Genomic DNA, 17388 nt, shown 5'->3' on the forward strand with positions numbered 1-17388 from the left:
TGGACAGGAGCAACTGCATGACCCGTAGCCCAGCGCCCGTTCCGGTCCAAGCCACCCATTCGGCGGCGAGCCTGCGCGAGCGGATCAATTACAGCATCGCGGTTCTGGACCTTAAAGGCCGCGGCTTGTTGTTGATCGGGGGGCTCATCCTGTTGGCGTGGATTGCTTCAGGTATCTACAAAGTCCAGCCTGACGAGCAAGGCGTTGTCCTGCGCTTTGGGCGGTGGGCGGACACCACCGACTCTGGCCTGCATTACCACCTCCCTTTTCCCGTAGAAACGGTGCTCTTGCCAAAGGTGACTCAGGTCAACCAATTGCAACTGGGCACTGTCAGTACTGCGTTGACCACAGGCAACAGCGGTTCGCGAGACAAGCAGATGCTTACGGGTGATGAAAACATCGTCGAAGCCGATTGCACGGTGTTCTGGCGGATAAAAGACGCTGGGCTGTATCTTTTTAAAATCAGCGAACCTGAACGCTCGGTAAAAGTTGCTGCCGAAAGCGCCCTGCGTGAAGTCATCGGTCGTACCCCGATTCAAGCCGCTATGTCTGACAAGCGTGCGCAAATCGCCGATGAAACCCGGAATTTGCTGCAACAGTTGCTGGATAGCGAGCAGGCCGGGATTTTGATCACTCAGGTTCAGTTACAACGGGTTGACCCGCCACCGCAGGTTATCGACGCTTTCAACGATGTGCAGCGTGCACGTGCCGACCAAGAGCGCGCACGTAACGAAGCAGAAGCCTACGCCAACGATGTCATTCCCCGGGCGCGTGGCGACGCGGCGCGAATTACCCAAGACGCCGAAGCCTACAAATCACAAGTTGGCAATCTGGCTGAAGGCGAGGCGAAGCGCTTCCTGTCGGTCTACTACAGCTATGTGCAATCGAAGGACGTCACGGCCTGGCGTTTGTACATGGAAAGCATGGACGAAGTGCTGAAGAAAGCCTCCAAAGTCATTATCGATTCCTCAGGCAAAGGGATGTCTGGCGTAGTGCCGTACATGCCGCTTTCTGACCCAGGCAAGACCGTGCAAAAGGACGCCAAATCGTGAATTCGACGCTGAAGTGGCTTCTAGCGGGCTTGGGAATCGTCTTCGTTTGGACGTTAGGTTCGTCGGTGTACGTGGTCGATGAAACCCAGCAAGCACTGGTCATTCGATTTGGCGCACCCATGGGCGTGGCCGGCGCGCCAGGGCTGAAGTTCAAGATTCCTTTCAGCGACTCATTGGTGTTCTACGACAGCCGTTTGCAAATGCTCACCTCGCCTGCCGAACAGGTCATTCTTGGTGACCAAAAACGTGTTGAAGTGGTCACCTACACGCGCTTTCGGATCAGCGACCCGCTGCGTTTCTACCAAGCGGTGGGCACGTTGGACCAGGCTAATGCCCAACTGACGCAAATGGTCAGCTCATCGTTGCGCCGGGAACTGGGTCAGGTGTCGCTGCGGTCATTGCTATCGGACGAACGTCGGCCGGAAGTAGCAATTATTCAGAAGGACGTAGCCGAAAAGGCGCGCGGGCTCGGCGTCGACGTCACTGAAGTGCGATTGCACCGTGCCGATTTACCCTTCGAGGCCAGCCAGGCGATCTACGACCGGATGAAGTCCGAACGTAACCGTGAAGCGAAAGAGCTGCGAGCCCAAGGCTTCGAGTGGGCGCAGCAGATTCAGGGCAAGGCCGACCGGGACCGGACTGTGTTGTTGTCAGAGGTGCAGCGTAAATCGGCAATCACCCACGGCGAAGCCGACGCCGAAGCTAACCAGGTGTTGTCGGCGGCGTTCAGCAAAGACCCCGATTTCTACAAGTTGTACCGCTCGTTGCAGACGTACCGGCAAGCGTTGGCTGATAGCCAACCCATGTTGGTGTTAACCCCGGACGCCGAGTTCCTCAAGCAGTTCCGTTCCGGACCTGCAACGACGCCCCACAAGCAATGACGCGAGTGATCAAGCTCCATGATGTTTGAAGGTTTACTGCACGCGCTTGGCATGATCTTCCAGATTGGTTTGTTGGACCTGATTTTATCTGGAGACAACGCGCTGGTGATTGCGCTGGCTTGCCGTGGGCTACCGGCCGAACAGGTCAAAAAAGCAGTAGTAATCGGCACCAGTGGTGCGATTGTGCTGCGCGTCTTACTGACCACCCTGGCCGGGTGGTTGCTGTTGGTTCCCTATTTGAAAATAGTCGGCGCTGGGTTGCTGATTTTCATCGCTATCAAGCTGTTGATTGAAGAGCGCATGGACAACGAAGGCGGCCCCGTTGAAACCGTGACGACCACCTTATCCGGTGCTGTCGCGACCGTGCTGATCGCCGACTTGGTCATGAGCATGGACAACGTTGTAGGCCTTGCCGCTGTCGCGCAAGGCAGCGTCTTTTATCTGGTGTTGGGGCTGATTTTAAGTGTGCCGCTGCTTATGTTTGGCAGTATTCAAATTGTTCGAGTGCTTCAGCTCAACCCAATGTTGGTTTTGGTTGGCGGCGCGTTGCTGGGGTATATCGCGGGGGATATTGCCGTCTCCGATCCGGCAATAGTGGGCTGGGTCAACAGCCAGTCTCCAGCATTGAACGTCATTGTGCCGCTGCTGTGCGCGGTATTTGTAGTCCTGCAAGCGCGCATTATCCGCGTACGGCGCACTCAGATTCCGAGGCCAGCGCCACGGCTCCGAGCCATGACACTGGTACTTGAGCCAGCGGCGCCAAGGGTGATATCTGAATCGCCAGTCGACACCGTAATGACTGTCGCTGTGGTGTCTGCAGTCGAAGTCGAAGCCATTGAACCGCTGCAGATCGAGGCGCCCGAGGAGCCGATCATCCTATTGGCGGATGCTTCAACTCTGGCAACCGAATCTCCACGTCGAACCCTCAGCGGCCCGGTCCGCATTCTATTGAGCCTCTGCGCAATCTTTATGGTGAGCTGGTTGGTGTACAGCTTTATCGGCAGTGTCGCAAACGGCTTACTGCCCAAGCCCATGGTGGATAGCGCCTACATCTGCCCCGGTTCGATTGCCACTATTTACTACCGCCCGGGTGGCAGCTCAATTCGCATCGTGACTGGCAATGGCGAAGCGTCCGGCTACGTAAGCCTGCAAAAAATACTGTGGGAAAATCCAACGGCGGCGGTCAGGGATCTTCATCTCTCACCGCCCACCGAGTTAGAGAAAACCAATAACAACGTGGTGACGGTCAGCGGCGGAAGCTTCTCGCAGATCCAGTGTATTCGCGCTCACTAACCGCAAAGCGGCAGCCGGGTCAGGGATAAAGGCGTTGCGCGACGTTAACGGCGTCGTCGACGCTCAGGGCGCATAACGTCTCTACCGGCAATCCAGGAATGGCTGCTCGAAGTAGCACTTGTTGTACGGGTGGTTTCAAACGTGCAAACAGCAAGTGCTTATCCTCACTGATGAGCGCCGTGCAGAACTCCGTTAACGCTTCCACGCTGGAGCTGTCCAGGTCCGGCGACTCCTCCAGGCTGATAATCAACGTATGCACCGTGTCCCCGGCGGCGGCGACGTAGTTGCGTATCTGGGCTAAAACGCGTTCGGCATTGGCAAAAAACAGTGCCGTGTCGGGGCGTAAAATTAAAATGTGATTGACCGCCTGCGCGTCCGGATGCAGGGCCCGGCTGACGAAGTCATGACCATGATTGAGCTGGCCCAGGATCGTGACCGATGATTCCGACATCCTCCGCAACATCATCACTAAACTGACCGCAATGGCCGCAAGCAAGCCGTCCATGACCCCCAAGATCAATACCGCTAGCACCGCAGCGATGACCACCAGTCGATCACGGTGCAGGATAAAGTTGGGTCGGAACACCGCAGGCCGCAGCGTGTGGCTGACGGCTTGCACGACAATCGCTGCCAATACCGGCTCCGGCAGCAGCGCGATACGTGGCAACAACGTCAATACCACAATCAGCAAAATTAACGCGGCACACCAGCCTGCTAGGCGAGACGACGCGCCCGCTGCCTCGTTCGCCGATGTTGCCGAATAGCCCGCGCCAACCGGCATGCCATGGAACAGACCTGACAGCAGATTGGCGGCGCCCAATGCCAGCAAATCACGGTTGGGCGAAACATTGTCGCCATGCTTCATTGCAAAGCTACGGATTGAGCCATAAGACTCCGCGTACAGAATCAGTACCATGGCGACGCTCAGCTCACCGATGCGCAGCCATTGCGCGTATGACAGTGACGGCAGCGTCGGCGCGGTCAGTTGTAAGTCGATAGTGCCCACCAAGCCGACACCATATTGCGCCAGATTCAACCATTGACCGGCGGCAATGCCGATGACGATCACCAACAGGCCGCCGGGTAAACGCGGTATCCGAGCGAACAGCAACAGAAGCCCCCACGCCATCAGCGCCACCGCCCCAGCAGCCCAATTCCAATGGGCTATTTCGCTAAATAATTCCGTCAGGAAACGCACCAGGTCACTGTGTTGCGGGTGAACACCCACCACGCTGGCTACTTGTTTGAAAATGATCACAATGGCCAGGCCGAAGGCAAAACCGCGCAGCACCGGCTTAGCGATAAACGCCGACATGCTGCCTGCTCGTGCAAGGCCGGCAAAGGTAAAAAACAATCCCGTCACAAGAACCAGCGCAACCGCTATCACCAGCCTCAGGCCGTTGTCCGGACCAGCCATTGTCGCTGAAGCGGCCGCCAGCACCGCTGCTGAAGACGAGGTGGCCGACACGATAGCAAAGCGACTAGTGCCCATTAAGCCGTAGCACACTAAACCGGCGAACAGCGCAATGACCCCGGCCTGCGGCGACAAGTTGGCGATACTTGAATACGCCACCGCTTCTGGCAGTAACAAGCCCGCCAGCGACAGCCCTGCAATGATATCGGGCCATGACACACGGTCGAACAGGCTGGTTTTACCGGGATTTGAAAGGGGGGCGGGTGTTGACATCAGTGTCGCCTCGATCGCGCCATGCCGGTCGGCAAAATAGGGTGCTCATTATGAGCCACGCTGGGCCAGCATGAACGGCTAAGTTACGCAATAAGTGGCCTGTTTTGAAGCCTATGCGGGGATGCCCCTAAAGTCTCCGAAAACCCAGTCGGTTTCGGCTCGAACATACCTGTAAGGTAGCGACAATCGACGCCATTGCCGAGCCAGCCCGAAGGTGGCAGTTACTTTCTAACGTTTGGAGAGCGTCATGCTTGAACTAAGACCGAGCTGCGAACACTGCAATATTGCGTTACCGGCCGACAGTATTCACGCGATGATTTGCTCGTATGAGTGCACTTTTTGCGCAGACTGCGTAGATAAGGTGTTGGGCAATGTGTGCCCCAATTGTGGTGGCGGCTTCGCTCCGCGCCCGGTTCGTCCGTCCCATGTCGATGTCGGCGGCAGTACGCTGGCCCAGAACCCCATGAGTGCCGTGGTTCGGCATCGTCCGGTCGATTCGCCCAGGCAAGCCCAGTTGATCGCAACCATTGGCGCCATCGCTGCAGAACATCGATGACTCAGAACGGCCAGCCGCTTATCGACGTGTTATTCGTCCTACATACCTTTGTTGGGTGTTCTGGACATGTAGTATCCGACGACCGATCAAATAGACCCGCTCGCAGACCATAAGGGGCCGACATGCGCACCGACTTTCCGACACGCGTCAGTTACCGCGCTCAACGTGAGCAATTTTTAGTTGCGGCGACGGCTGCGGGCGCAAGTCTTACCCAATATTCGCACCCGCTTCCAGGCCCCTTCGGCGAGCCTTTAAGCACTGACGTAGCCGTACTCGGCGACCCTAGTGCTTCTCGCTTGTTAGTCGCAATCAGTGGGACGCACGGTGTCGAAGGTTTCTACGGGTCCAATTGCCAGGCTCAATGGCTGCAACTGCTGAGCGGGCGCCTGCTGCCCGCTGACACCGCCATCGTGATGATCCACTTGATCAATCCATGGGGCACCGCTTGGTTGCGCCGCGTCAACGAAGACAATATCGACCTGAACCGAAACCACCTCGACTTCAATCGTCCACTACCAGACAACCAGGCGTACGCCGCACTTCATTACATCTACGCGTGCACTGAATTGCGCGGGCCGCTGCGAGAGCGCGCGGATGCGCTGCTCGATGAACAAGTCCAGAACCACGGCTGGCCGAGGGTGATGTCGATTGTCGAGGGCGGCCAGCACAGTCATCCAGATGGACTGTTTTACGGCGGCCTGTCGCCCAGTTGGTCCAATACAACCCTGCACGCCATTATCCAAAATCATCTTTCAAACGCTAAAACAGTCATGTGTTTTGACCTGCATACCGGCGCGGGTGCTTACGGTCATCCGATGTTATTAACCATCGCCGAGCGGGCCTACTCCGCATTAGCCGACGCCCAGGCGGCCTACGATCCTTGGCTCTACACCCTGCTCACCGGTGCCGAACACTTGAGTGAAACCGGAATCGCCGCCACGGCAACCGGTTACACCTCGCAAGCCTTGATCGATGCGTTACCACAGGTTCGTTTGATGCCCTTCGTCATCGAATGTGGCACCTATCCGGGCAACGCTGTTCATCGCCATCTGCGCGACGATCAATGGTTGCATCTGCACGGCAATCCGCTTGATAGCGTGGGGCGGGAAATCAAGCTCGGTCTGTTGGAACAGTTTTATCCGTCGGATAAAGACTGGCAGGAACTTGTTTGGGTCAGGACTCGGCAGATATGGGAGCGTGGGTTGCTGAAATTGAGCGTGATTAAATAACCACGAAGCAAGGATCATTGGAATGCGCTTTATTGGAAAGCTTCTTACTCTTTGTCTGTTATCAAGCAGCTGCCTCTTTTTCGGTAATGTTGCTGTGGCGAATGCCGAACCGCGCAACATCGATGCCGTTGTGCAAGATGCCGCTCACTCCGTCATGAGTCATTACAACGTCGCGGGCTTAGCCATCGCGATCACCGTGGATGGCAAGCCGCGTTTCTACAACTACGGAGTGGCCTCCAGAGAAACGCAGCAGCCGGTCAACAACGGCACGCTGTTCGAGATAGGCTCGGTCAGCAAGACCTTCACGGCGACCCTGGCGACCTACGCCCAAGCCAGCGGCAAGCTACTGCTCACTGATCGCCCAAGCGCCTATGTGCCTGAACTCAAGGGCAGCCCGTTCGACAACGTGACACTGATCAATCTGGCGACCCACACGGCTGGCGGCTTCCCATTGCAGTTTCCTGATGACATACGGAACGCCACGCAGATGATGGCGTACTTCAAGGCATGGCAACCGACGTTTGCCCCCGGCACCTACAGAACCTATGCCAACCCAAGCGTCGGAATGCTCGGAATGACTGCCGCCAAGAGCATGGGAATGCCTTTCGACCAAGCCTTGGAGCATCGGCTGTTTCCCGAACTCGGCATGCCCAACAGCTTCATCACCCTTCCGGCGAACAAGTTGGCCGCCTACGCTCAAGGCTACGACAAGAACGACAAGCCCGTCAGACTCAGTCTTGGCGTGCTCGGCGCCGAAGCCTACGGGGTGAAAACGACTTCCAAAGACTTGATTCGGTTCGTCGAAGCCAACATGGGCCTCACAGACACGAGTCCATTGCTCAAGCGCGCGATGGCCGACACCCACACCGGTTACTTTCAGTTGAGGGCCATGACGCAGGACCTGATCTGGGAGCAATACCGCTATCCAGTCTCACTGGACGCATTATTGGAAGGCAACTCGAACAAGATGGCGTACGAGAGCAACGCCGTCACAGCCTTAAATCCGCCTCTGCCACCGCAGCAATCTGTCTGGATAAACAAGACCGGATCAACCAACGGATTTGGTGCGTATGTGGCGTTTGTGCCAGCGAAAAAGCTCGGCATCGTGATGCTCGCGAACAAGAACTTTCCCAATGAAGCCCGGGTTCGTCTGGCTTACCGCATCCTGACTGAACTTCAACCCTGACGGTAATTAGATGGACTCGCCCACGCCGAGGCGTCAATGCGCCACGGCTTTACCGACAAAGCCCAGTTCAATGGGCATCTTGATATAAACAAGGCGACGTCTTCGATGGCCAAACGCTCAAATAGCCGCTGGTCTTCCTCGTCAGTCATTGCCAGCCGTATTTCCATCGGTTGATCGGCCAGCCCGAAAAAGTGAGCTGAATGGCTCTTGCCTGTGTGCCCAAATCCCTCGATGCCAGACACCCTTGTTGCGCCGCACAGACCCAGTTCTTTTGTCAGGTCGACAATCCATTCCCTGAGCATTTCCCCTCATGGCGATGGTTTGCGGGGTGTAGAAAATCACTTGAAAGCCATTCATGAGGCCTTCCTTCAGCGTCCGCTGATGAATTGAAAGGTCAGCAATCCTAGTGCGGTCATCGCAAGGGAGCCGAGTACATGCACTGCGATCGAACTGAGCGCCCAGAGCAGGCGCCCTTGTTGAATCAAAATCATGGTCTCGGCCGAAAAAGTAGAAAACGTGGTCAGACCACCGCAGAAACCGGTGATGACCAGCAGTCTCCACTCGGCGCTAAGGGTCGGTGTTGCCGCAAAGAATGCCACCGCCAGACCGATGATGTAGCCACCGACCATGTTGGCGACCACCGTACCGGGGGGAAGCGTCGGAAACACCGAGTTGAGCTTCATGCCTAATTGCCAGCGCATCAACGCGCCTACGGACGCTCCGAAAGCGATGGCGAAAATTGACTTCAGCATAGGCGTAACGCTCCCGACCATCGGAGAGCAGGCTGATGCCAAGGGGGCGAGGTTTTATCGAAGGGGTGCTGATAGGTCGTATTCAAGGGCCTGTTCTCATAAGGAACAAGGCGCACACCTACGCGCCTTGTTCAGGATTCACGTAGGCATCATCAGCACAAGGCGGTTAGAGGAGGAATGCCATCTCCTGCGTGCATCCTATAGCACGGCGGGGAAATGTATCAAGGTATTAGCCGGAAGCCCTCCCGGCTTTGTTGCTGGCACTCGATGATCCGTCGCGATTAACCCTCGGAACGCTTGTGTCGCCCGGAGAACATGGTCTGTTTGAACTGCTCGCGTTCTTCGGCCGTCATCGCTTCCCATTTGCGCCAGTCCCGACGACCGTGCCAGCCACCGCGCCCACGGAATCCGCCAAACAGGATCCGGCTAAGCAACAGCAACCCTAACGCATGCCCATAGTCGATCACTCGCCCGCCTGTGAATAACTCTGGAATCACCCAGTTCCACAGCGCCATGACCACCCAGCCCAGCACGGCCACCGCCACGATCCCCAACAGCACCCGTGCCGCAATTCTCAGTCGATATTTCATGTGTGCTCTCCGTTACGTATCAAGTTCGTCATAAACCGTTTGTAGCCGACTGCGCAAATGCAAGACTGCATAGCGCTTTCGTGCCAATAAAGTGTTCACCGCAACGCCGCTTTGCGCCGCTATTTCCTTGAAGCTGTTACCCGCGATTTCATGGGCAATAAACACCTCGCGCTGATTCTCCGGCAGTTCGTCCAACGCATCCTGCAGCGCGTTAAGTACGGCTGAGCGGGCGAAAATAGCGTCCGGCCCGGCGTCCATCGACGGCAGCGCGAGGTCTAGCCGATACACCTCATCGTCATCGTCGGTGCTTTCGTTCATCCCGCCGATGGGTTGTTCTTTCTTCTTGCGAAACCGGTCAATGATCCAATTTCGCGCTACCCGGAAAAGCCATGCACTGGCCTGCTCAATCGTTGCCGGAAGGCGATAGGCTTGAACGAATTCATAAAACACGTCCTGCAAAATGTCTTCGGCCTCAGTCGAGTCACGTACCCTGCGCCGAATGAAATTCCCCAGCTTGGTGCGTTCGCGCAAGACAGTCGCGGTGATGTCGCTGTTTCGGTCTGTCATCAAGTTCCGGCTGTGCGAGGGGTCCATGGAGATGAAGACGTTTTAACGGCAGAAATATTGTGTGGGGTGATGTTTTTATTTTGTGCGGATGCTGGCCAGTAGGTAGCTCACGAAGCCTAGCGCCCGCGTCGGTATGCCAGCCTCAAAAGGACGCGTCGCGGATGGCTGCGCACGTTATCAACGTGAATCCGATGTGCGACGACTTGATGGAAAGAGGCAAGTCGCTATGCTTTATCAGGATCGCATCCCTAAGATTTCCGTCCCCTCTCCCATGCGGGTGGGGATGCTGGGGGCTATAAGGCTATAAAAGGAGAGATGCCCAGACACAAGAAAGCCCGCACTAGGCGGGCTTCTTGAGGTGGTTTATAGACTGCTGTAGACATCTGTAAACCGGTACTTGGTGGTACACAGTAACTTGAACTGACAACTTATATCGTTGAATTTGAAGTAATTTTTAGTTGTTAATTTTCACAGGCATACATGCAGGCATACAAGCTGAGTAGCGCTGGGCTCAGCGGATCACACCTTCTTCCCATCGATCCGCACGCTGACCTTCCCGCTGTTTGAGTTCGGAATCCACAGTTCAACCACTTTGCCCAGCTCGGTAGTGACCGTGATCACCACGCTACTTGGCGGCGGGCGCAAGTCATCACCACAGATCAGCTCAACGATCAGCTCACAGGACACTCCCTCATCGAACGGGTCCCATAAATCGCCATTTACAAGTGGTGCAGATACCTTGATGTTCGACATTCCATATCTCCGGGCTGGTTAGGTTGCAGCGCTGACGTTACCTGATGTGCCAGCAACATTCCCGCCTCATACTGAGACGCCCAGAGACGTTAGATGCACAACTCCTCGGGATAACCCCCAAATCGGTTTTGCATCGCTTGTCGACTTCCCCATAGCGCAGTGCCATTACCCCCTGGCGCCAACCCCAGTCGACAACTTAGCAGGGTGTTGACACACATCATTGAGTGTTGTTTTGCAGATCAGGTTATTTAATGCATTCGAGCGTAGTTCATTGTTTCATTTGACTTGAATTAGTGGCATGTTGCCGGTATCAACGAGGACCACTCACCGCAAGGAGCGTCTGAATGTCGTACCCGAAAGCAGATATAGTCATATTCAACGGGTCAGGAGAGCCGATTAAGCTTTCTGCCATTCCATTCCATTACACCCCTGGCGAACGAACTCTTGTCCATGGAGGCTTCGTCCAGCGTGCAGGCAAGCTTGGGCTGCTTACTGAGGCATTCGCGAACTGGACCGGAACCCATGTAATCGACCTAACCGGCTTAAGTGGCCGAGACGGCGACTACACCTTTGAGGTCAAGAACAGTCTTAACCCGCCGAGGTTGGAAGGCGATTGGATGTGGTTCGATGTAATGCCAAACGGTGTGCAGCCTTACAGCGATAACCACTAACTTAAGGCTGGGCAAATGGGCGCGCGGTGCTGTGAGGAGTCCGCTTAATAATTGCACCTATATTGCCCAGCATTTCGATGCTCCTAGGCCGCTACCTGTCCGTTTCGCATCTGTACCGCAACGCGTGTCTTGAACGCTACGCTGGCACTTTCGTCGACGCGTATCGCGGAGGAGAACCTGGCGGGTTAAAACGCTTTCTTGGCCGAATTGGCCTTCTAAACTCACGCCAAATCTGCGCCAATCTTGGAGGCATTCCTTCCAGCGGAAGCGAGCGACAAACGAAGTTGGTGTAGTGAGTACACAAGCTGGGCTTGGGGTATTTGCACGTCGGGGGCGCGTCGAGTGCTGCCGCGCTTGCCAATGCGGTGTTGGCCAAGCTGCCGGAAAGAAGGCGCAAGGGTGCGGTGCTCTGCATTGAATACTTGATCACAGCGAGTCCTGAGGCATTCGCCAGGCATGGCGGGACGATGCCCGACACCGGTGGTTACTTTGATCGAGCCATAGCTTGGCTGAAGGCTCGACACGGTGGCGCGAACATTGTCTGTGCCGAGATTCACCTGGATGAGACCACGCCTCACCTTGTCGCGTATGTCGTGCCGCTGACCAAGGACGGGAGGCTGTCGGTACGTGACTTCCTCGGTGGTGCCGCCAAGCTGCGCAAGATGCAGACCGATTTCCATCATTGGAGCGAGAAGCCGTTCGGGCTGTCTCGTGGCATTGAGCGAGCGACAGCCACTTTGCATAAGGTCGGGCAGTATTACCATGCGCTCGCCGCCACTGCGCCAGTCAGTAAACGATCAGACTTGGCCGCTGCCGCCTGGGCATGCAGACGTCAAACTATAAGGCGCAGTTTCTGGAGTCTGTTTCGTCATACAGAGCTCTCAACGCCGCCCTGGTAATCCCACCACCTTCCAGATGAGCGGTACTCAACTGGCGTCTCGATTGTGGCGGTTTCACCACAATAGCTCGCTGGTGCCGATGACTTCCTCTGAATCGTGGAAGGCGTAGTGGACGAACTCATATGGATTGCGACCTAAATTAATCCAATGCTTTTGGATGATTAGCCTACACTGGCTTGTGAGCGCCGGGCCAGATTTACCTTAGGCAAGCTCATCAAGTCGTAAATAATTACGGCTTCCTTATCATCTGAGGCGAGAGTCATTTGGGCTGACTTTTGTTAGGATTATTTTAAAATGATTTCGACACTGGAACTACGACATATTGTGGAACAAAGCTTTCTGCCAAACCGCTGTGAATGCACTCTCTCGGCCGATTCGTCTTTGACCGTGCGCGTTTTTCAAGAAGGTGGAGATAGGGAGAGTCTGGTTGTCACCGGAATCACCACTGCGTCGCTCAATACCAGTCGTACTATTTCAAGTTTCATTGCGGAACTTCAGCAAGACCTTGAAAACGCTAGCTCCTCTCATAACCATCTTGAACCAATAGGCACAGGCTATTCGGTTGCGGCACCCTACTTGGTGAAGTGAAATCCTTCGACGGATACTCCCCTGTCATTCCTCTCACTGCCATGCGCTATCTATATCAACCTCACTGACGAAGGAATAAGTGAGGTTGCGGCCTATTCCTGTGTATCTTGCTCGAAAAGTGTCGAAATCAATTTTTTGATGTCGTCTTGTACGTCCTTCGGCAGGCCTTCCAGCTCATGCAATACCTTAGTGTCCATAATGGTCATGCTATCCGTTGGCCGCACTTTCTTGACTCCCGTCACCACAAATAAAATATCCACACCTGCTTTTGCAACTGAAGACAGATAGGTGGCATTCGGAAACCGCGCACCTCGCTCGTACATGCCCTGAGCGTTTGGTTCTATGTCACCGATAGTCGCTAATGCTTGCTGCGAAAGTCCGAGGCGTTTTCGCTCTTCCTTCAATCTAGCGCTCATATCCTGCATGGGAATTCCTTCTAGCTCGTCTAGGTATTCTATCAGTGTACGAGCGATTGGCTAGTGTGTGAACCGCGCAACTGTCTATCACAAACTTAACATCTGTCCACTTTGTATATAGCTTCCTAGTCTAAAGGGAGGAGTGCGCTAAATATCATCCGAGAGATCTCGACTTACTAACGATTCGTCAGGTCGTGACTCAGGCTCTACGCAAAGCTTCATCCCAAGCGCAACCGCAGACCTATGAGACTTACCCCGAAACCCTTTCTTGATTCCGTACAGCACCTGATAAGTCGTAGAAGGATCAAGGCCATGGGTTCGAGCAAAGTCCGAAACGCTAATTCCCTGCGCTCGAAGCCAACTCCGTGCCTCTTCAGGCGTCCGAATCGTCATAGTTTTCAGTCCCAATCAGCATAATTTTGCCCAGCCTGGTAAAAGGATTTTTTCAATGCCTGTGAACGGGTTGACCGGTGGACATCAGAGGAATTCAAAGCGTTTTGGATGAAATGACATTCTATTTGACGTCTATGATGAGGATGACATCGACTTTTTGTCCGTACGAAATAACAGGGAGATTTTCCGATGTCCAGTTCAGAACATGCTTACTGGTTAGCTTCAGCTATGAGCGACAGCACCGACCTTGGGGATCGGCTGATCGGCTGGAACGGGCGGTGGTTGATGATGGGTAATCTTGTCGTCTGTTATACCTGCCTGGCATCGCAACCCGCGTCCCATGCAGGCAGACAATTCGAGCATCAATCAGGCTGCGTCGCAGAGGATAGCTATCCTTACCCATGGCGCGAACTGGCAGAAATTCTGTCCCACCTGCCTCCAATGACGGTGGACAAAGCGCCCGCTAGAGAATGAAAGCATTAAGCCCGACTTTGGCGGGCTAAAGCATAGAACGGTAATTTGACTGTAGGCGTCGTTTAAGACGGAGGACTTAGGTATGGGCGATCAATTCACAGAGTGGGGAAAGCGCTGGAATTTATATGGGAGGAATATAAGTTGCGTGGAATGCATGATGACGCAAAATTTAGACGACGCTGGACAGTCATTTCTCCACGGCGTGTGCTGTACAAAAAAAAGTGAGGACCATCAGTACCCTTGGAAAGAACTGGCCGAAATTCTAAGATGCTTGCCGGGTCACAAACGCTGACTCTGCATGACGAAAACGATACTTAGCAAACAGCGTAACAGCGGATATGGATACGATTTCAGCATACGAGACTTAAACCTCAACGCTCTGGTTTTCCAGTTAAAACATACAAAATATCCATGCCCGTACTCGAGATTTTAGCAAAATAATCAGCTCGGGGAATACTGATTCCTTTCTCGTACGAGCGCTGCGTTTTCGATCCTACCCCGCCGACTTTACCAAGCTCCTGCTGAGTCAATCCAATCCGGATGCGTTCTTGTAGTAAGCGCAAAGCTATCTCATTCATGTTCCGTTAGCCATGTCGCGACATAAGGTGAGTTTTATTTATCATTTTAGAAATCCAAGTCCGTACATCACACGACAGTTAACCTTTCTCCTCGATTGCACGCGGGTGACGAGCGGTAGCGCGGGTATGGTTCGAAATGACCGCAATAAAACCAATATGTTGAGTTAATCTGGACCGCCACTAATACCCCAAGAACACCACAGGTTTTTTTCCCCCGCTGGGCCACTCCGGAGCAAGTTCTGCCTACTAGGGGAGTGTAAAAATATTGCATACCTACCCCAGCAACTTGATGCACCAGGGCCAAACCGGCAATTCGACAGTTTGGATGATGTGCCGGAAATATCCCCTCCTGCCGGGTCTATGGAAAACTCCGCACACCCACCGAGGTGTCCAGAAAACTTTGGACACCTACCGAGGTGTGATTTCCCTACCTTGCTACCCGTTCTGCCAATTCTGTCCCCGAGACAGGCTATCTCTGGCCAGGCCAAAACAGCGAAATCCTCAGTTTAGTCCAAACCTGCGATTTGCCGGTTTCTACATATGGAGAAATCACACATGTTCAAAGCTTGGACGCATTTCAACCGCGACCACGTTCACGCCATGAAACAGGGGGTATCAAAACCGAAGCGAGTCATCGCCAGTGAGCGCGTCCCAAACCCTGATGCGCCTGGCCAAGGCGACGTTTCCCGCTGTTTTGACGGGCCAGTTTGTGCCGACGAATCCCGTCGCCGCAAAACGCATGCAGTGGCCATGGTGACAGGCCACGTTTCAAGCGGCGGCAGTGGCCAGCTTTCATTGCAGGCTGGGTTTATCCGTTTCAAGCGCCGAAATACCAGCCGGAATTGCCGGACTGACAACTTACGCCATCGCGGGCGGGGTAACGATCTGTTAGGGCATGGGCTAACTAATGCAATCTCCAGCCTTGGGACACCTGCCGCTTTGAAGGGGTGAGCATTTCCCTCACCCCTAACACGGGAAGCGCTCACAAGCTCTAGGGCTCCCCACGCGAGTGAGCAGCCTGGGGGTGTCGTGCTACTGATGTTAAGAAAACTCGACCTCATTCTCTGGCTGGCCAAGCTGTTGCAGGTGTTGATGGACGTAGTTGGTCAACGTGTCGACAATCCGATCAGCTTCAAGGCCCAAGTCAGCAGCCACCAGTGGCCCGATTCGGGTGGGCCAGTTGAGCCAGGCATCGCGTGATGCCCGCGCCTGATCGAACAGGATCGTCTCGGCCACCGCCAGCTCCACCAGCTCGCCGGACTTACGTTCGTAATCCAATTGATGGAGCAACGCCAGGTAGTTTTCCTTCACGCGGCGAGCCTCGTCGAGCGTCATGCTCGCGCCTTGAGCACTCATGATTCTGGTCGCGGTTTTCTCCGCCGATTCGTCATCGATCGCGCTGGGTAACACGCTGAGTTGATCATTGGGTAACAACTTATTTCTGTTACCCAAACCGTTACCCAGGTAACTTTTTTCCGGTTGGGTAACAGACTTCCGATAGCGCTCAAGCTGGGCGTTTGACGCATCGACATCGATAACCCCTCGCGCTGAAACCACCCAACCACGGGCCTTCCAGCTTGTTACGGTTTTTCTTGAGACATTGTGCAGCTTGGCAAAATCTGACTGATTCATCTGTCTAGTCTCGTTACCTGTTACCCAAATTTGAAAATTTCTTAGCTAGAGTTGCACCGGGGCGCGCAATGCCCTCGATGTCAGAAGGGCGGGGAAGGACCCAGACACCCCCCCACCCCTAGGGGTAGTTCCTGAGCCGCCGCTCACCCGATCAGGTTGTCCATGACCCGCTCAAGATCCTTACGCGAGTCGCCACGGTCGCCGCTGATCATGTACCGCAGCACGGCCTTGGCTTCCTCCTTGGTGCGTGGGCGGATCTCTGCCAGCATCTCGAATACAAACCAGTCACGGGCCGACGCTTCGTGAGCCGAGTCGCTTCCATCCCGATCAACCGAATTTCGAAGCCAGTACAGGTCGCGCCAATAGGCCAACTCAGACAGGCAGTCGCTCAACGTGTTGGGCATCAGGTCAGGCCTTGATTTGAATCTGGCGGCTACCTCGGCATTGTCGAAACTACCGATGTCGACCGGCTCAAGGCCGTCCAGCGCTGACACACAGAACACCTCGGCATCAGTCAGGCTGAATAACCTGTCGCCAAACCGCGCCCTAGCCTCTGTCTGCCGTTTCAGCTTCTCCACAGAGGACTTGGCCAGGTTCTCAAGGTTGCCCAGGTCGAACGATGACAGGGCGGCGAACAGGCTGTTCGGATGCGCAACCCGCAGCCAGTCCCGGTACTGCTCTTCTAATTGTTTGAATGGCGTCTTGATGCGCGTGGCCGCGTCCATCGCTGCCTCAATGTGTCCAGGGTGGCCGGTGCCGATCACCTCCCTCAGCCAGAGCAAAGCGTCAACGTCACGGTCTCCCGTTATGGACTGTTGCGGCGGGAGTTTCTGTACGGCTGGAGACGTTCCAGCGCTTACCTGCATCGGTGGCAGACAGAACAACGCCCGGTGTGCCTCATTGTCTCGAAACGCTCCTGAGCGGCTGGCGATGGTCTTCACCGTTCCGATGGCCAGGCCGGTAAGTTCTGCCACCACCGTGAATGAATGCCGGCGGCGCAGATCGATGACCTGTTGCCGCTGCTGATCTGAAACCCCCTGTTTCAAGTTGTTCAAGCTACCCCCTGTTTCGATGCCGGTAAGCAAGCGCAACGCAAGAAAGCTCGCTTACGTCGTGTTGTCTCTGTAACGCGTCACGTTGTGCTAAAAACCTCAAAGCGCCCGGTGGACAGAAGTCACCAGTTACGCCCTG

The 17388-nt window shown here is 55.0% G+C and carries 20 protein-coding genes, 1 pseudogene and 1 riboswitch; of the genes and pseudogenes, 10 read left to right on the plus strand and 11 right to left on the minus strand.

The window, feature by feature from the left end; all coding sequences use genetic code 11:
• The first annotated feature begins 17 nt into the window (after window positions 1-17).
• Genes hflK through RGW60_RS00095 form a run of 3 tightly spaced genes read left to right on the plus strand, consistent with a single transcriptional unit; the run spans window position 18 to window position 3226 of the window.
• Complete coding sequence (gene hflK / locus RGW60_RS00085) at window positions 18-1052, plus strand: FtsH protease activity modulator HflK (protein WP_322200987.1); 1035 nt, start codon at window positions 18-20, stop codon at window positions 1050-1052.
• Complete coding sequence (locus tag RGW60_RS00090; protein ID WP_322200989.1) at window positions 1049-1933, plus strand: protease modulator HflC; 885 nt, start codon at window positions 1049-1051, stop codon at window positions 1931-1933. Before hflK ends, RGW60_RS00090 begins: the two co-directional genes overlap by 4 nt.
• Before the next feature lie 18 nt (window positions 1934-1951).
• Window positions 1952-3226, plus strand: coding sequence for a TerC family protein (locus RGW60_RS00095; RefSeq protein ID WP_322200991.1), 1275 nt, complete (start codon window positions 1952-1954; stop codon window positions 3224-3226).
• Window positions 3227-3245: 19 nt separating this feature from the next.
• Here RGW60_RS00095 and RGW60_RS00100 read toward each other — a convergent pair whose 3' ends face one another.
• Window positions 3246-4913 carry a SulP family inorganic anion transporter gene (locus RGW60_RS00100; RefSeq protein ID WP_322200993.1) on the minus strand — a complete coding sequence of 556 codons (1668 nt, stop codon included), beginning with the start codon at window positions 4911-4913 and terminating at the stop codon, window positions 3246-3248.
• Between the two features lie 247 nt (window positions 4914-5160).
• Between RGW60_RS00100 and RGW60_RS00105 the strand changes: the two genes are divergently transcribed.
• The 3 genes from RGW60_RS00105 (at window position 5161) to ampC (ending at window position 7884) form a co-directional block, all read left to right on the plus strand.
• Window positions 5161-5469 (plus strand): DUF1272 domain-containing protein, encoded by a 309-nt coding sequence (locus RGW60_RS00105; protein WP_322200995.1) that lies wholly within the window; start codon window positions 5161-5163, stop codon window positions 5467-5469.
• A 122-nt stretch (window positions 5470-5591) separates the two neighbouring features.
• A complete protein-coding gene (locus RGW60_RS00110; protein ID WP_322200997.1) occupies window positions 5592-6698 on the plus strand; it encodes a DUF2817 domain-containing protein in 1107 nt (368 codons plus the stop codon).
• A 22-nt stretch (window positions 6699-6720) separates the two neighbouring features.
• Window positions 6721-7884 carry a class C beta-lactamase gene (ampC, locus tag RGW60_RS00115; protein ID WP_407074117.1) on the plus strand — a complete coding sequence of 388 codons (1164 nt, stop codon included), beginning with the start codon at window positions 6721-6723 and terminating at the stop codon, window positions 7882-7884.
• A 33-nt stretch (window positions 7885-7917) separates the two neighbouring features.
• Here the strand turns inward: ampC and RGW60_RS00120 are convergent.
• The 5 genes and pseudogenes from RGW60_RS00120 to RGW60_RS00140 form a co-directional block, all read right to left on the minus strand.
• Window positions 7918-8241: pseudogene (locus RGW60_RS00120) on the minus strand (DUF190 domain-containing protein).
• A gap of 11 nt (window positions 8242-8252) precedes the next feature.
• Window positions 8253-8636 (minus strand): fluoride efflux transporter CrcB, encoded by a 384-nt coding sequence (gene crcB, locus RGW60_RS00125; protein ID WP_322201002.1) that lies wholly within the window; start codon window positions 8634-8636, stop codon window positions 8253-8255.
• A gap of 136 nt (window positions 8637-8772) precedes the next feature.
• Window positions 8773-8833, minus strand: a riboswitch (Fluoride riboswitch).
• 84 nt (window positions 8834-8917) lie between these two features.
• Window positions 8918-9226 (minus strand): hypothetical protein, encoded by a 309-nt coding sequence (locus RGW60_RS00130; protein WP_322201004.1) that lies wholly within the window; start codon window positions 9224-9226, stop codon window positions 8918-8920.
• Between the two features lie 12 nt (window positions 9227-9238).
• Window positions 9239-9793, minus strand: a complete 555-nt coding sequence (locus tag RGW60_RS00135) for a sigma-70 family RNA polymerase sigma factor (protein ID WP_322201005.1) — start codon at window positions 9791-9793, stop codon at window positions 9239-9241.
• Window positions 9794-10312: 519 nt separating this feature from the next.
• Window positions 10313-10546 (minus strand): hypothetical protein, encoded by a 234-nt coding sequence (locus tag RGW60_RS00140; protein ID WP_322201007.1) that lies wholly within the window; start codon window positions 10544-10546, stop codon window positions 10313-10315.
• 344 nt (window positions 10547-10890) lie between these two features.
• On the opposite strand from RGW60_RS00140, the gene RGW60_RS00145 reads away from it, so the two are divergent.
• The 3 genes from RGW60_RS00145 to RGW60_RS00155 all read left to right on the plus strand — a co-directional run bounded on the left by RGW60_RS00145 (window position 10891) and on the right by RGW60_RS00155 (window position 12704).
• Window positions 10891-11217 (plus strand): hypothetical protein, encoded by a 327-nt coding sequence (locus tag RGW60_RS00145; RefSeq protein WP_322201009.1) that lies wholly within the window; start codon window positions 10891-10893, stop codon window positions 11215-11217.
• Between the two features lie 311 nt (window positions 11218-11528).
• The gene (gene mobV, locus RGW60_RS00150; RefSeq protein WP_322201011.1) at window positions 11529-12116 is read left to right on the plus strand and encodes a MobV family relaxase; all 588 of its coding nucleotides are present in this window, start codon (window positions 11529-11531) and stop codon (window positions 12114-12116) included.
• Window positions 12117-12410: 294 nt separating this feature from the next.
• The gene (locus RGW60_RS00155) at window positions 12411-12704 is read left to right on the plus strand and encodes a DUF1652 domain-containing protein (RefSeq protein ID WP_322201013.1); all 294 of its coding nucleotides are present in this window, start codon (window positions 12411-12413) and stop codon (window positions 12702-12704) included.
• 92 nt (window positions 12705-12796) lie between these two features.
• On the opposite strand, the gene RGW60_RS00160 is transcribed toward RGW60_RS00155, so the two are convergent.
• Window positions 12797-13129, minus strand: a complete 333-nt coding sequence (locus tag RGW60_RS00160; RefSeq protein ID WP_322201015.1) for a helix-turn-helix transcriptional regulator — start codon at window positions 13127-13129, stop codon at window positions 12797-12799.
• A gap of 138 nt (window positions 13130-13267) precedes the next feature.
• Window positions 13268-13513 (minus strand): DNA-binding protein, encoded by a 246-nt coding sequence (locus RGW60_RS00165; protein WP_322201017.1) that lies wholly within the window; start codon window positions 13511-13513, stop codon window positions 13268-13270.
• Between the two features lie 189 nt (window positions 13514-13702).
• Between RGW60_RS00165 and RGW60_RS00170 the strand changes: the two genes are divergently transcribed.
• Window positions 13703-13987, plus strand: a complete 285-nt coding sequence (locus tag RGW60_RS00170; protein ID WP_322201019.1) for a hypothetical protein — start codon at window positions 13703-13705, stop codon at window positions 13985-13987.
• 371 nt (window positions 13988-14358) lie between these two features.
• Here RGW60_RS00170 and RGW60_RS00175 read toward each other — a convergent pair whose 3' ends face one another.
• From RGW60_RS00175 to RGW60_RS00185, 3 genes are all read right to left on the minus strand, one after another.
• Complete coding sequence (locus RGW60_RS00175) at window positions 14359-14565, minus strand: helix-turn-helix transcriptional regulator (RefSeq protein ID WP_322201021.1); 207 nt, start codon at window positions 14563-14565, stop codon at window positions 14359-14361.
• Window positions 14566-15606: 1041 nt separating this feature from the next.
• Complete coding sequence (locus RGW60_RS00180; RefSeq protein ID WP_322201023.1) at window positions 15607-16197, minus strand: hypothetical protein; 591 nt, start codon at window positions 16195-16197, stop codon at window positions 15607-15609.
• A gap of 143 nt (window positions 16198-16340) precedes the next feature.
• On the minus strand, window positions 16341-17252 hold the full coding sequence (locus tag RGW60_RS00185) for a hypothetical protein (protein WP_322201025.1): 912 nt from the start codon (window positions 17250-17252) through the stop codon (window positions 16341-16343).
• Window positions 17253-17388 lie beyond the last annotated feature (136 nt).

The organism is Pseudomonas sp. AB6 (assembly GCF_034314105.1).
Lineage (GTDB): Bacteria > Pseudomonadota > Gammaproteobacteria > Pseudomonadales > Pseudomonadaceae > Aquipseudomonas.

What these genes read in the sequence shown, in the direction of transcription:
- hflK (WP_322200987.1), top strand. Translation starts at nt 18, where the DNA reads ATGACCCGTAGCCCAGCGCCCGTTCCGGTCCAAGCCACCCATTCGGCG.
- RGW60_RS00095 (WP_322200991.1), top strand. Translation starts at nt 1,952, where the DNA reads ATGATGTTTGAAGGTTTACTGCACGCGCTTGGCATGATCTTCCAGATT.
- RGW60_RS00100 (WP_322200993.1), bottom strand. Translation starts at nt 4,913, where the DNA reads ATGTCAACACCCGCCCCCCTTTCAAATCCCGGTAAAACCAGCCTGTTC.
- RGW60_RS00105 (WP_322200995.1), top strand. Translation starts at nt 5,161, where the DNA reads ATGCTTGAACTAAGACCGAGCTGCGAACACTGCAATATTGCGTTACCG.
- RGW60_RS00110 (WP_322200997.1), top strand. Translation starts at nt 5,592, where the DNA reads ATGCGCACCGACTTTCCGACACGCGTCAGTTACCGCGCTCAACGTGAG.
- ampC (WP_407074117.1), top strand. Translation starts at nt 6,721, where the DNA reads ATGCGCTTTATTGGAAAGCTTCTTACTCTTTGTCTGTTATCAAGCAGC.
- crcB (WP_322201002.1), bottom strand. Translation starts at nt 8,636, where the DNA reads ATGCTGAAGTCAATTTTCGCCATCGCTTTCGGAGCGTCCGTAGGCGCG.
- RGW60_RS00130 (WP_322201004.1), bottom strand. Translation starts at nt 9,226, where the DNA reads ATGAAATATCGACTGAGAATTGCGGCACGGGTGCTGTTGGGGATCGTG.
- RGW60_RS00135 (WP_322201005.1), bottom strand. Translation starts at nt 9,793, where the DNA reads ATGACAGACCGAAACAGCGACATCACCGCGACTGTCTTGCGCGAACGC.
- RGW60_RS00140 (WP_322201007.1), bottom strand. Translation starts at nt 10,546, where the DNA reads ATGTCGAACATCAAGGTATCTGCACCACTTGTAAATGGCGATTTATGG.
- RGW60_RS00145 (WP_322201009.1), top strand. Translation starts at nt 10,891, where the DNA reads ATGTCGTACCCGAAAGCAGATATAGTCATATTCAACGGGTCAGGAGAG.
- RGW60_RS00155 (WP_322201013.1), top strand. Translation starts at nt 12,411, where the DNA reads ATGATTTCGACACTGGAACTACGACATATTGTGGAACAAAGCTTTCTG.
- RGW60_RS00160 (WP_322201015.1), bottom strand. Translation starts at nt 13,129, where the DNA reads ATGCAGGATATGAGCGCTAGATTGAAGGAAGAGCGAAAACGCCTCGGA.
- RGW60_RS00165 (WP_322201017.1), bottom strand. Translation starts at nt 13,513, where the DNA reads ATGACGATTCGGACGCCTGAAGAGGCACGGAGTTGGCTTCGAGCGCAG.
- RGW60_RS00170 (WP_322201019.1), top strand. Translation starts at nt 13,703, where the DNA reads ATGTCCAGTTCAGAACATGCTTACTGGTTAGCTTCAGCTATGAGCGAC.
- RGW60_RS00175 (WP_322201021.1), bottom strand. Translation starts at nt 14,565, where the DNA reads ATGAATGAGATAGCTTTGCGCTTACTACAAGAACGCATCCGGATTGGA.
- RGW60_RS00180 (WP_322201023.1), bottom strand. Translation starts at nt 16,197, where the DNA reads ATGAATCAGTCAGATTTTGCCAAGCTGCACAATGTCTCAAGAAAAACC.